This window comes from Paenibacillus sp. FSL R7-0313 (assembly GCF_037969885.1).
Lineage (GTDB): Bacteria > Bacillota > Bacilli > Paenibacillales > Paenibacillaceae > Paenibacillus.
Map to the genome: position 1 here is coordinate 51190 of NZ_CP150219.1, position 14131 is coordinate 65320.

The window sequence follows — 14131 nt, forward strand, 5'->3', positions numbered from 1 at the left end:
GACATGTTACACCTAATTACGCTGATTGCAGTACCATCTTTCGATCGCTCTTATCCCCAGATTTTCTTCATTCCCTTGATCCAAGGGAAAAATCCGGTGATAAAGGCGCACGCTCTGCTTCTTCAGATTGGTTCTGCACTCTGCGTTTCTGGTGTAAAAGAAAGGTTCTACTTATATAGTAAAGAACTATAACGCTTGTCTATATATTATATCGCTGTTCATGTATTATTCATATTTATAGATACTAATGTTAACATTAGTTGTATTAATGCTGAACGGAGATGAAATTATGAATCTGGAACAGCTCGAATATGTCGTTGAAATTGCGAAAACGCAGTCATTCTCCGCCGCCTCGGAACATCTACATGTCACACAATCGGCGATCAGCCAATCGGTTCATCGTCTGGAGAAAGAATTGGGTATCATCCTGTTCGAACGCTCGCGGCAGGGAACTCACCCCACTCCCGAAGGCAAACAATTCATTGCCAAGGCACTGGATATTTTACAGCGGATTGATGAATTGAAATCCCTGAACGCAGAAGCCTCCTCACTAAGCGGAGAGCTTCATGTGGCTACTTTTCCAAGTGTCATGCCCTATCTTGTCCAGTCTGCTGCGGATATGAAGCGTGAGCACCCGCAACTTAATATCTCCATTGAAGAGAAAGGGTCCATGGAAATTATCGAGGATATTCGCAATAACAAAACCCATCTGGGCTTTATCGCGATCTATGCCAAACAATTGCGGGAATTCGATGGACTTCACTTCAGTCCCATGTACTCGGGCAAGCTGGTAGTTGGTACTCATAACCTGTCTGAACTTGCCAAGCACCCCCGTGTTTCACCTGATCAATTAAAAGAACACAAGCTGGCACTCTATCGAGATGGTTTCATCGAAGACTTCATCAAGGAATTCACCTATGATCATGGACCTCTGTCCATTCTGTTCAAAACAAATAACTCTGAAGCGATCAACATGGTATTAAGAAACGATATTGCCGCCACGATTGGTCACGACTTTTCCTTTCACCAAAATCAATTATGGAAAGAAGGTCTGGTGAAGATGGTCGAGATCGCTGGAATTGATCAACCGAAAATGCAAATTGGCTTCGTGCAGACAGAATCCAAGGAGTGCGCCGTAGCCGCGGAACGATTCGCCCAACGCTTCAGACAGGCGATAGAGCTGGATCATTTAAAAGTTTAAATCTAAAAAAGTGCTCCACCCTTTGAAGGAAGTTTGGGATGAACACCAACTTCTCCAAGAGCGGAACACTTTTCTAACTACCTCTTGCGTTACTATTACTACACCTTACTCAAACTATACTTTAACTTTACGTACGGCTTCACTCATCTCGTTCGTCTGCTGCTCCAGCATTGTGGAGGTCTGCGCCACCCTATTGAACATGGCCGATTGTTCACGCATTAAGCGATAGATTTCATCCGAATGATCCGACACACCAGCTGATATCTGCGAGATCGTATTGACGGAGGCTGCAGCCTCTTCCGATCCTGCCGAGATTTCCTCTGCCGCAGCGGACACTTCCTGAATGCGGCTGGTCACCAGTTGGAACGCATCAACTACATGAGCGAAAGCTTGCTCCGCTTCTGCGGTAATTGTAACACCTTGTCCAATCTCGGTTGCAGTAACCCCCATCTGTGAGCCAATCTGCTGTGATTCTTGTTGAATACGAAGCAACAAGTCGGAGATCCGTTCCATGGATGTGCTTGAGGCCTCAGCAAGCTTCCGAACTTCATCCGCCACAACCGCAAAACCTTTGCCGTGTTCTCCTGCATGTGCTGCCTCTATGGATGCATTAAGCGCAAGCAGCTTGGTCTGACTCGCAAAATCACGAACTGTGTGCAGGGCACCACCAATTTCCTGGGAGTAATTGTTTAGCACCTGGACCATCGCTACAACTTCACTTGAGACATTTGAGATGCTCTCCATCTGTGTTTTCATCAGTGTCATACTCTGTTTACCAGACTCCGCCGTAGAAAGCGCACTTGTTGCCGCATCCGATACAACCATCGAGGATTCGGAAATATCCGTTATGCCTTTTGCAATCTCTTCCATCGCATGCGCGCTATCGCTTGCACCCTGCTTCTGCGTATGTGCACCCTGCCTAATCTGTTCGACAGATTGATCAACCGTCTTTCCCATCTCAAGCATCTCTTCGGTACTGCGATTAAATTCCTTCGTTGATTCCGATAAAATATCTGTGGTTACTGCTACGCCTTCAACCATGTTACTCACAATCTTATTCAAGTTACCGGACATATGTATCATCGCTTGATATGTGGTTCCAATCTCATCTTCACTCCGCAAACGATATGACGTCAAAATTTGATTCGCTTCTGCAAGCTCACCCTGTGCCATTTTTTCCACACTCGCCTTCAGCGGTTGAAGTGGTCGCAGTCCTCTTACGATAAACCACATGACAACAGCAATGCCTATAAGTGTAATTAGTAGCAATAAGGCATAGAAGGGAATACTCGATTTCATAATATCCGATTCAATGCTTCCGATGACCGATACCGCCGTATCGATACCAATTACACCTGTTACAGCGCCATTACTATCCAGCATGGGAGCGTAAGAGGAAATATAGTCGCCGTACTCCTCATTGTTAATAATCGAAGAACTGGCTGTTTGCCCCTGCAACAGCTTCTGCACAGCCTCCTGAGGGACATCCGTAACTTCATTAATCGGTGAGGCTTTATCTGCATCCTTCATACCATCCACCATAATAAGTGGCGTACCTTTGTCATCTATTTTGACGAAATACACATACATTGCACCAATGCTTACGCGAAAGTCATCCAGTTCATCACGAATCTTCAAGAATTCGTCATTCTCCTTGGGGTCCTTGGCAAACTCGGCATAAGATGCTGTATCCAGCTGATTCACATAACTCTGAGCAATCTGGATGTTGTAACTCGAAATGGCCTCCTGCGCAGCTAGTTTCATATTGGCCACCTGTAACAGCATGCTTCCAACGGCTATAATCGTAATGACCAGTGTGACTACTGCAACAATGCGCACAACCAAACGTTTTCTAAAAAAACCAATCATCCGCTCCTCTTCCTCTCCCGTGAACCCAAGCCTTTTTGACTAGGCGCTACCCAAAAAACACATGCTTGAAGCACTATGTATGGGAAAATAGTAAACGAATATGTCGAATTAGGCAAGAAAATATTGGGTTTACATAAAAACGCTATCATGGCCGTGGTAGCTTTGTTGGATGGAACTACATTCAGCCTTGATTTCGGAAAAATCGTTTCAGTTTCCTGTAGCGAAAAATGATACAAAAAAACACCCCGGCGCAAGCGCCGAGATGTCATGTTGTTTGTTCTACACTTGCATACTACCCACCCATACTAAACGGTTCGTCCATTTGTCTTCCTGAATCGAATCAGGGACCAGATTATCAGCAACGCAAGCACGGCAAGACAGATGCTAATACTGAACCGATTACCTTCATCAAACACAAACATCACCGCAATCACACTGAGACATAGTACCACGACTCCGGTTATGTAAGGGAATCCCCAAACTTTGAAGGTCGGTTGAACCGGATATCTCTTCCGCAATTTCAACTGTGATGAGGCAATACAGATCCACACAAGGATTACGACAAACCCCGGAACGGCAAGCAATACACGGAACAGTTGATCCTGTGCGAACAGGCCAAGCATGGAACCTCCGAGCAATACAACCGCGCATACCAGCAAGGTATTAACCGGGCTACCGCTGCGATTTGTCTTTGACAATGCCTTCGGAGCTTCCCCGCCCACTGCCATGGAGTGCATCATCCGGGATGCACCATAGATCCCTGAATTCGCAGCAGACAGAACTGCCGTCACCAAAATAAAGTTCATTATGTGTGCTGCTCCCGGCAGTCCCGTGGAGGCAAGCACTTGTACAAACGGACTGCTTTCCGGCCCAATCTCATTCCACGGGATAAGACCACAGATGATGAGAATCGGCAAGGTGAAGAACAGAATAATTCTGAGCATGAAATTGCCCACGATTTTGGGCATCACTTTTTCTGCATTTTCCGTCTCGGTCAGGGTCAGACCAATCAGCTCCGATCCCCCATAAGAGAACATGACCACAAGCAGTGCCGAGAAGATCGATGACCAACCGTTCGGGAAGAACCCTCCCGCTTGCGTGTAATTTTGCAGATATGGCGTGTTGTCACTTGGGATAATGCCAAAGATCAACCCTGCACCCAGGAAGATAAAAATAATGATCATGGCAATTTTGATCCCGGCCAGCCAAAACTCAAATTCCCCGAACACACCTACACTGAGCAGATTAACCAGTATAATGAACGCCGCACAAGCCAGACTCAGCATCCACAGCGGTACTTCTGTGAACCAATACTGCAAAAAGCTCCCGGCAGCAATCACCTCAATGACACATACCGATAACCATAGAAAGCAATACATCCATCCCATAACAAAGGATACTCGGCTACCAAATGCTTCCTGCACGAAGTCTTTCATATTTTTGTTCTTGTACACCGTAGCCATCTCCGCCATCGCGGCCATAACAACCAGCAGCAATAATCCGGCAAAAATGTACGTGACAATAACGCCCGGACCTGCGAGTCCAATCGTCTCTGCACTGCCTTTGAAAATTCCTGTTCCAATGACACCACCCATAGCCATAAAACTGATGTGTCTTGGTTTAAGCTTCTTCTGTAGTGTTCCTTCTGTCTGAGCCAATTCAAGTCCTCCTGATGTAAAAAACGTCTGTAATGCTGTCTTGTTTCATAGACATAATGTCCAGTATACCCTATTGTCCATCAATCAGCCCAGAAGTTCCTTATGGCCAATTCATCCCAAACATTTATGAACATAACCTATGTTTTATACCCCACAATGGCACGGAGCAATCTGTGTACAATCCAGGTTAGCAAACTGTACATTGCCCCATAGATAAACCAAGCCCCTATGTTACTACCCATTGTTGAAAGATCACTCGCGATATACAACAAAGGCAGCATAAAAGATATAACCAGCGCTCCCAAGAGTCTAAACCAATTGGCAAAATAACTGCATACTCCAAGCACCACAGCAATTATTGGACATAACACCAAGACAGCAAACAGCGGATTCATATGATCGAACCACCAATATATCATGCACGACTCCCTCCACATTCTTCGTCACAAGGCCACGTTGCTTTAATGCTGTATTATTGAGTTTATTCTACTCTTTTTCCAACTTTTAAAATGTACGATATGTTTCAAAATAAAAAAACCAGCATCCTGTAAAAAAACAGAATTCTGGTTTCTCATTCTATTCCACTTAGATTGTTTTTGTCATAAACGTGCTGTTCGGGTCCAATATATAATCTGCGAATGGTTCGCAATATTCGAATCCGAAGTCTTCGTACAGCTTCCGTGCCGGGATAAACGAATCCATCGAGCCCGTCTCCAGACTGATTCGCTTATAACCACGATCTACTGCAACGTCCATAATATGAGCCAAAATTTTTCTCGCTACGCCTTTTCTCAGATGAGCCGAAGCGGTACGCATCGATTTCAACTCTGCATGCTCTGGATCAAGTTCTTTGATGGCCCCGCAGCCGAGCAAGTCGTCTCCTTCCCAAGCACACCAGAATGTAATTTCGGGCTTCTTGAGTCCATCCAGATTCAACGCATGAATACTCTCTGGAGGCGAATCGGCTGCCATCCCTTGCAAGTGCTCAGCGATTAATGCCTTAACCTGTACTCCACTCAAATCATCCACTTTAATCTCCAAAACGTACCACTCCCGCCGACATTTTTATTGGTTCTATCACTGAATGTATATCAATCATTTCATCTTACTACCGTGTCAGGTTTTATGACAAGAGTTTACTTTTATCCACTAAAATACGCTATTGTGATTCACCTGTAATTTCCAGTATGATGAGGCTATCAGATGCCAAAGGGGCGAGGTCTATTGCGAAATATACATAGAGTTAAACGTGGAACTAAGGTGAAGCAAGCTTAACTTAATTTAAAGGAGACCCCTATGACACTAACAACGGACAACCTGTTTTATAGCAAACGATTAAAGATGACGCCACCACGCTCTGAAGACGTACAGACCATGCTGCAATGGAACGAAGACCCGGAGTACCTTCGGAATGTGGATACTGATCTGGCCATTCCCTATTCAGAGAAACAGTTGGAAGATGAGGGCGAAACGAAGAACAAAGAAGTTTACTTCAGACTTCGCACGCGTGAAGAGGATATGCTGATTGGTTTTGTCGTCATTCATGGCATTGAATGGAACAACCGTTGCGGACAGCTTGCCATTGGCATCGGACTTGCCAAGCATCGCAACAAGGGATATGGCACGGAAGCGTTGAATCTTATTTTACGATATGCATTCCATGAGATGAATCTGGACCGAGTTGGTCTCGATGTCATCGCCTACAATGCCAAAGCAATCCGTTCCTATGAGAAGGTTGGTTTTCAATTGGAAGGTCGGGCACGCTCAGCTGTATTTCGTGATGGTAAGCGTTATGACCGCTTGATGATGGGAATCCTAAGACCAGAATGGGAAACACACAATCAGATCCATACGGAGGGTAAACAAGTATGACCAAGAATGCAGAAGTTACTGCGTTTATTGAACAGATTCAGATCCCCTGGCAAATACAAGTCTCTGAACAATTGCGCGAGTTAGTGCATGATACCATCCCTGATGTAGAAGAACGCGTGCAATACAAGAAACCTCATTTTTTGAAAAATGGAAAGTATGCTGCGGTCATCTCGCCATCCAAACAGGCCGTGTCTTTCACCATCTTCCATGCATCCGGACTTGATCTACCCGATGGGATATTTGAAGGCCCGGAAGAACGCAAAACGATCAAACTCAAGGAAAAAGATACGCCGGATTATGAATGGTTGGCTGGTTTGTTAAAGCAGGCATCTGCGGACTTGTAGACGGATGTAGTGAAGAGGCACATACGCCCCAGTAGTAACTTAGGTAGTAATGTGCCGAACGTATGGTGTGGGCCGTAATGTGCGGGTGGTATGTATGGGGTGAGTTTAGGGTTAGGGTTAGGTTTGTGGCAAGCGCTAACGAATCGGACACACCTTATGTCGCAGTTTTACAAGCATATGAAATTCTAACGAATCTCAGCAGTCTTATGACAGAAAAAAACTTCGATTTGCTTCAAAAATCCTTGCTATTAGAAGCAATAACGTGGCTACGATTCGTTAGAATTCTATACTGCTTCAAAATCGCCCAATAAGACGTGCTAGGTTCGTTAGACTGTGTGAGTACGACAAGCGGCCTCTGCACGTAGAAAAAACAACCCATTCTCACTCTGGCGGCTAAATAAATAGCATAAACGACTGGCTGTAGCAAAAATATCTCACATCCATCCTGCGCAGGGCAAAGGGGCATCCCATGAAGTTCCAAGAACTTCGGGATGCCCCTTTGTTATAGTCTGTCTACTACTGTTATAACAACCTAAACGGTCCTTTAATATTATAGTTAAGATAACTGCTTAAAATTTCTTATAATGTTTTATACTCGCTTCCACCATCAAGATTGCTGGTATGATACGGCGGTCATCTGACACGGCTCACATATGAACATATAATACATACCCTCACCATATTCCTCAACCTCGCCCCAATCCAGTTGTGCGATAGCCTTCATTTTTGCGGAACAGCGTGGACATGGTGAGTACTCCGCATCTTGAACCCATCCTGGATGGCCGCCGAACTGAGATAGCGATGGCTCCATCGCCCACTCACTGGCATGGAATGCATGACGCGATGCATTCGCAATCCGAAACTGCCGGCCAACATCCGGTGCAAGTTTACCATAGTCGTCCAGGTCAATCTCGTCCATTCCCGCAGGCATGACATTATGTGAACTCCATAACGGTTCCCCTGCTGCGTCCAGCTCCATGTAAACCACACCGTAACTGCTGCATATCACGCAAGTCTGTAACTGAAGTCGCTGGGCATACCAAGACACGTCTTTCAAAGCGGGATGCGTAACATCCAGACTAATTAAGGTGGTTAACGCATTGCCACACCATGGACAGCAATTGGTGCTTGAGGTCAGCATCGAGAGTGAATTTCCGGTTGACTCCACGTTAGGCCCTTCATTCTCTTTTACTTTATAGAGTGAATAACTTGGGGTGGTGAATAATTCTCTGCGCTGCCCGTCTTTTGTAAGCTCCCAACCAGCTTCAGTGGTGTAATGCTCAGGTGCCACGTACAAATCACTCTCCCAAGATGGCGGAGACTGTCTCCATTGTCGGAACTGCTGCACGACAACATCATCCCCGATATGGGCCAGCATGAGCAATATGTGATTCCGATTTTCATCATCGGTGTTCACCTGCTGCAAGAGACGATCACGAACCTCCCCCGAGGCACTTTTATACAAAATGGCAGGATAATAGATCTCCTGTTCCAGCAGCTCAGGAATTTCCTCAGTCAACGATATATCATGGTAGCAGACCAGATATACCAGAACGTCTTTGCCCGTATCTTCATCACCTGTACGAATCCGTTGCATCGCGTAATCCTTCATCTGATCTTGTTGCTCTACAGACAAGGATAGATATACTTGTTCCTCGGATTGTTCATAGGGTGTATAACGAATTAGTGGATCGCGAACCTGAGGTTTGTGCATGACTTTCAAAACTTCGACCGGGTCTGTGATACCTGCATACAAGTTCACGTCACGTCGATTCGCTTCAATGTATCTCTGGCGCTCCTCGCGTTCCATCTCCTGCTTGCAAGGCATGCAATAACCACCTGTTCTCGCAGCCGTTGCTGGTAAAATGGTATTTGCACACCCCTCCCGTATACACGGAATTCGTTCTGTCATCTATAGGTACCCCCTCTGCATGTAGTGGCTATCATTGGAGTATATCATAGTAGGAATTGGCCTCCATTTAGAGAACGGATAGTCAATTAGGATGTTATCCGTTCCTGAGTTGCTTCCGTCGTCCCTTTCCCTATAAAACAGGCTGCCGTCAGCCCGATTACCAAGACAAAAGCAAGCATCAGAAACGTGAGCAGATAACTGCCGCTTCGCATGAATTGAATGGAGAGGATTGGTGCAATACTTGTACCGGCAAACAGAATAAACGTATACACTGAAACCGCAATTCCCCGTGACTTACCTCCAAGCTCACCCACCAAAGCTACCAAAGAAGGAACCGACACAGCGATCCCGGTCACAAAAAGTAAACTCATTAGGATAAGCAAAGATAAGTCGGTGAAGAAGCCCATACATGCGAGTCCAACCACCGCCATTGTAAGTCCTAATCGTAGAACCGAACGTACACCGAGTCGCTGAGTTAATTTCCCTGCAAAAGGCGAAACAAGCATGCCCAGTATACCTGCTGCACGAACGTACAAAATCTGCTGCGCACTTAATCCAAATTCAGGCCCGCTCAAATAACTACCAAGGACACTATACATGCTGACAAAGGACATCAGCAGAACCAGAGCCACCACGTAGCTCAACCGTAATTTGGGCTGTTTCAGTACAGTGCCGATCTGTAGAAGAGATTCCCAGATCGAAGTGTCTTTTCCTCGTTTGATCTCATCTCGCGGCAACAGTAACCAGACTACCAATGAAGTAATCAAGTACACAACAGCCAGCAAAACAAATAGTGTGCTCCACCCGTATTGCTGACTTATTATGCTGCTAATGATTTGGCCTACAATGCCAGCTACCAGAAATCCGGTACTGATGAATCCGATCGCCGTCACTCTACGATTCGCCGGATACATCTCCACAGCATACGCCAATGCAACCGGAGAAAAAGTGGCCGCAGCTGCCCCCTGTATTCCCCTCAACACAATAATCCAGGCAAAAGAATGTACCAGACCCAGCATGAATGAAACGAACGATAATATGAGCATGCCGATCAAAATCACTCTTTTACATCCATACTTCTCAGATATCGCGCCATACATTAAACACCCTACTGCAAACCCTAGCGAAAATATACTGCCCGCGCCCGAAGCCTGGGTTGGTGTTATTCCAAATTGATCAGCAAACACGGGGATGAGCGGAACTGTAACATATAGACTGGACATGACGACCAGACCAGACCAACATAAAATAATAGTCATGATGAGATAATTTCTGGAGATAGCTCCAGTTTGCATTAATTTCGACATCGTACACCTCTATAAACTTTAGTATCAATCATTTTAGTTAGATAATCTAATTATATATCCAAAAAAAATTTATCTCCCCATACCCAGCCTCTTCTCTATGTTTGTATTTAATTTTAATAAAACCTTCTCCAATACGTCCCTTTCATCCGGCTCCAGGTCCTCCACGAGGGATTCACAGGTGGACCAGAACGAAGGTAACACTTTTTCTACCAAGTCCCTACCTTCTGGTGAGATGCGTACATGAACACTACGACGATCCCGGGCACTTGATTCCCGAATAATCCAGTTCCTTTTTTCCAACCAATCCAGCAATGCTGTGACAGATGCCCTGCGAATACCGAGACGTTCTGCCAATGTCGATGGCGTCACTTGCGTGTTCCCCTCATGCAGGGTTAAGAGTAGTAACAGATCAAACTTGCTCTCGGTAATATCATACTGATCCAGATTCAGATCCATGACATCCAGTATGTTATCGCCAAACCAAAGTGAGAGCAAACCTATATAGGCTAACTTTTGATCCGTACCTTTCGTTGCCGTCTTTTGCATCAGTTCTACATAGGGTTCAGGCCCCAACTTAGGGAGTGGTTCTGTTGTATGTTCCCTGTTATTTTTTCCTTTCATCGTGACCTCCGCCAATACTCGTTATATAATTAGATTATCTAACTAAATGTGATTTTATCTCAAATTACGAGAATTTACAAGTTCAAAATAGATCAGTTCATAAAAACACATCTATCCACTGCAAAAAAAGCACGCCACATCGTGACGTACTTGAATTTAAATTTGCAAACATTCGCTATCTCTAGCCGAGAAGTTGTACATCAGTGATGTCCCAACTGGTCCTTGGTGAATTCGTAAAAAGCAAGCGCATCTTCACTGCTGGCAAAGCCTGCCTGAGCTATCTTTTCACTGCCGCCACCTTTGCCATTGTAGGCTCCAAGATTGCCTTTGAAGAAAGGTCCACAAGCCCATTCGGGCGGTTGTCCGTTCTGTGCCAAAACAACTTTGGCCTCTGAGATACTGGCAAAGAGTACAAGCCCCTCATGGTCTGCCGTTAGCTTGGTAGCCAGGCTCTGCATATCCTTGAGCGATTTGTTTTCAAAGACCTGAGCAATCACCAGCCCCTGCCGAGCAGCAAGAAGTTCCTCCGCATAATAGGCATCATTGGTTGTTTTTACTGCATTAAGCTCAGTTTGTAGCTGTTTTTGCTCCAGTTCCATTTTCTCAATGCGCTCCAACAATTCGTCCTTGCTGGTCTTTAATTTAACCATGATGCTGTTGAGCACGTTTTGTGTGGATGTGAATTCATTCAGAGCTCTTGTTCCACATTTGAAATAAATGCGGGTGCCACCCTTCACTTTTTCGATTTTCAACAGTTTGATGATGCCGATCTCACCTGTCGCCGACACATGCGTTCCACCGCAGGCGTTATACTCCACACCCTCGATCTCGACGATGCGAATGTCCTCCGTTACCGTAGGTTGCTTCACCAGTGGCAATTGTGCGGCCTCTGCTGCTGTAACCCAAGAAGTGTTGATACGAGCGTTACGATAGATCTGACGATTCACTTCTTGTTCAATCGCGGTCAATTGATTCGCGCCCAGCTCAGGCGCAGCCACATCAATCGTGTCATACTCCGTTCCAAGATGGAAACTGAGCGTCATCGCTTCAGCCAGCTTCAGAGTGATTGCCGATAACAAATGCTGACCCGTATGCTGCTGCATATGATCGAATCTTCGCTCCCAATCCAGCTCACAATGTACCTCGTTCTGTTCAGGGGTGCGTTCCAGCTTATGCCACACCTCGCCATCTTCGATGTTCACATCCAGAACAGCAATGCCGCCAATTTGCCCCAGATCACAAGGTTGTCCGCCCCCATGCGGGTAAAAAGCAGTCTCCGCCAGCGTGACATATACGCCGTCTTCCTTGTCCACTTTGCCTGTAATTGTTGTATGCCACTCTCTTGTATAAGCAGAGTCATAATAGATTTTTTGCGTCATTGATGATCCCGATCCCTTCTCGTTCATATAGATACCAATTCTGTCGCCGTTTGACATGTAGCATTACACTTCAAGAGTATCCTTATATCCGCTCTCAAGCTTACACTATTTTACATTATCAAGCCAATAGCACTAGAGTAACAGTGTGATAGAGCTCAAACGCCTACTCAGCATGCTGAGCTTTGTTCTATCCATTGTCTGAAATCCTCTTTAGATCAAAGGAAGTGCAGTTTTAGGGTTGGAAACGGGCTATAATCTGTTTATTAAACATGGTTATGTATCGGTGATTCAAGCGTGCAGAGAACAAGACATTCGGAAGGAAATTGGAGGCTTATTAGTTGATGCGAAGGGGAGCTAAGTCCGCTTTCTCTGGCTTCCCCCCTTTAGATGTAGCTAATAAATTGCTATCTGTGGATTGCCAACATTAAATCAGACAACTTTTTAAAGGCCTTTGGCTGTACTAAATACGCGTCACAGATCCCTATAACTCATACCTTTATACATTATAGATAATAATGACTCAGGAGCTTTTCATTGATCTCCACACTTTCCAACTTTGAAATTAAGTCGCTTAATGCATTCTCTTCTAGATTTTTGATTTTTTTCATTTTTTCCATTATAGAAGTTACAGTAGTGGAGTTTTCATTTTTGTTATATATTATAGCCAAATTTCTTAAAATTTTTGAATCCGATTCAATTTCTGAATATATTTTTATAAGCTCGTCAGCATCGTCCAAATAATGATGTTCTTTCAAATAATTTAATCTATTCAACATCACAAGCTTATGCTCCCACAATGTATGAAAGATTCGAATATCAATCTTTTCCCTTAATGTACTAACTTGATTACTTAAATATTCAATAATATGATCATAGATAGATAATCCAAAGATCCAACCAGAAGGAGTGCTCATAGAACGATAATGATAAGATGAATTGAGACTGAATCTAAGCTCCTTCAAAGATCTAATAATTAATTTTAGATCAAAGTGATAGTTATGCTCTTCGTTATAAGATAATAAAGATACATATTCTCTATTTTTAGTTTTATCACAATTGTTAAAAGCTACCAGTAACTCTTCAAAGCCTACCTCATATTCTCCGAATATAACATTTGAATCATAGCCTGATACATAAAATTCTAATGTCTCTTTGTTATAGCCGAAAATTAACATTTCATGGGGCAAAGCATATTTTTTATACGCCTTTTTATGGGCAATATAACTTTCATCCACATACAAATGAATATATTGATTTTGATCAATAGAATCACAAATAAAGCTGATGATCCCCCCCATATATTTTTCCAAGAAGCGTTGATTGATCTTTTGATAAGTAATGAGAGGACAACTCATAAAGAAATCATACCAAGGCAAGTTAGATGTATAAAACGAAAAGAATTTCCCTTCTGGAAAGTTCCCAGCACAAATTAGTTGAATATAATTACTGTAAAACCAATCTTCAGATTGTTTATGCTGCATTACAATTGAGAGTGGATAGGCATTACATAGGTAGCCATGCACAGAAGGTCTTATCATTGGCAGTTTTATATCACTCATAACTTCTACCTCCGTATTATTTTTCAAAAGCATAACATTCATAGAGATCCTTGAATCGTTATAGAACTCCTCCACTACAAGTGCTTGCAGGCAGAACATTAAATTTTTCACTATAGTCTACATCCATGCACTCCGTATAAGCATTCTAAGATTCTTCCGCCAGATACGCTTGTGAGAAATCTGATCGCTTGTGCAGACTCCTTACTCCTATAAGTATATGAATTTTCACCTGTAATTTCCATATAGAGTTTATTATAGAAGTTTTCGATAAGTGTATTTACGTTGACAATTGTTTGTTCAGAATCAGGTTCCATAACTTGAATAATAAGATCAGCTGTCTTCAGTAAGTTATTATGTATCTCAAATAAACAAATCAAATACAACAAAATGCAGTATCACTATGTGATAC

At 43.9% G+C, this 14131-nt stretch carries 12 protein-coding genes; 3 read left to right on the forward strand and 9 right to left on the reverse strand.

All coding sequences use genetic code 11. The annotated features are described in order from the left end of the window. The first annotated feature begins 247 nt into the window (after window positions 1–247). A complete protein-coding gene (locus NSQ38_RS00180) occupies window positions 248–1201 on the forward strand; it encodes a LysR family transcriptional regulator (protein WP_339786048.1) in 954 nt (317 codons plus the stop codon). 114 nt (window positions 1202–1315) lie between these two features. Here NSQ38_RS00180 and NSQ38_RS00185 read toward each other — a convergent pair whose 3' ends face one another. From NSQ38_RS00185 to NSQ38_RS00200, 4 genes are all read right to left on the reverse strand, one after another. Continuing rightward, the gene (locus tag NSQ38_RS00185) at window positions 1316–3070 is read right to left on the reverse strand and encodes a HAMP domain-containing methyl-accepting chemotaxis protein (protein WP_339786051.1); all 1755 of its coding nucleotides are present in this window, start codon (window positions 3068–3070) and stop codon (window positions 1316–1318) included. Window positions 3071–3375: 305 nt separating this feature from the next. Continuing rightward, window positions 3376–4728, reverse strand: coding sequence for an amino acid permease (locus NSQ38_RS00190; protein ID WP_339786054.1), 1353 nt, complete (start codon window positions 4726–4728; stop codon window positions 3376–3378). Between the two features lie 137 nt (window positions 4729–4865). Next, complete coding sequence (locus tag NSQ38_RS00195; protein ID WP_339786056.1) at window positions 4866–5147, reverse strand: hypothetical protein; 282 nt, start codon at window positions 5145–5147, stop codon at window positions 4866–4868. 166 nt (window positions 5148–5313) lie between these two features. Continuing rightward, window positions 5314–5769 carry a GNAT family N-acetyltransferase gene (locus tag NSQ38_RS00200; protein ID WP_338591164.1) on the reverse strand — a complete coding sequence of 152 codons (456 nt, stop codon included), beginning with the start codon at window positions 5767–5769 and terminating at the stop codon, window positions 5314–5316. Window positions 5770–6024: 255 nt separating this feature from the next. On the opposite strand from NSQ38_RS00200, the gene NSQ38_RS00205 reads away from it, so the two are divergent. Together NSQ38_RS00205 and NSQ38_RS00210 are read left to right on the forward strand one after the other, a co-directional pair. Further along, window positions 6025–6600, forward strand: a complete 576-nt coding sequence (locus tag NSQ38_RS00205) for a GNAT family protein (protein WP_339786059.1) — start codon at window positions 6025–6027, stop codon at window positions 6598–6600. Further along, entirely contained in the window at window positions 6597–6944 is a 348-nt protein-coding gene (locus NSQ38_RS00210) for a DUF1801 domain-containing protein (RefSeq protein WP_339786061.1), read from the forward strand. The genes NSQ38_RS00205 and NSQ38_RS00210 overlap by 4 nt, the downstream gene beginning before the upstream one ends. 607 nt (window positions 6945–7551) lie before the next feature. On the opposite strand, the gene NSQ38_RS00215 is transcribed toward NSQ38_RS00210, so the two are convergent. The 5 genes from NSQ38_RS00215 to NSQ38_RS00235 all read right to left on the reverse strand — a co-directional run bounded on the left by NSQ38_RS00215 (window position 7552) and on the right by NSQ38_RS00235 (window position 13722). Beyond that, window positions 7552–8856: a DUF1963 domain-containing protein gene (locus NSQ38_RS00215; RefSeq protein WP_339786064.1), complete on the reverse strand. Its 1305-nt coding sequence runs from the start codon at window positions 8854–8856 to the stop codon at window positions 7552–7554. 86 nt (window positions 8857–8942) lie between these two features. Further along, window positions 8943–10115: an MFS transporter gene (locus NSQ38_RS00220; protein WP_339786066.1), complete on the reverse strand. Its 1173-nt coding sequence runs from the start codon at window positions 10113–10115 to the stop codon at window positions 8943–8945. A gap of 117 nt (window positions 10116–10232) precedes the next feature. Beyond that, window positions 10233–10784: a MarR family transcriptional regulator gene (locus NSQ38_RS00225; protein ID WP_133386488.1), complete on the reverse strand. Its 552-nt coding sequence runs from the start codon at window positions 10782–10784 to the stop codon at window positions 10233–10235. A gap of 200 nt (window positions 10785–10984) precedes the next feature. Then, the gene (locus NSQ38_RS00230; RefSeq protein WP_339786068.1) at window positions 10985–12163 is read right to left on the reverse strand and encodes an alanyl-tRNA editing protein; all 1179 of its coding nucleotides are present in this window, start codon (window positions 12161–12163) and stop codon (window positions 10985–10987) included. A 503-nt stretch (window positions 12164–12666) separates the two neighbouring features. Further along, the gene (locus NSQ38_RS00235; RefSeq protein ID WP_339786071.1) at window positions 12667–13722 is read right to left on the reverse strand and encodes a hypothetical protein; all 1056 of its coding nucleotides are present in this window, start codon (window positions 13720–13722) and stop codon (window positions 12667–12669) included. Window positions 13723–14131: the final 409 nt, after the last annotated feature.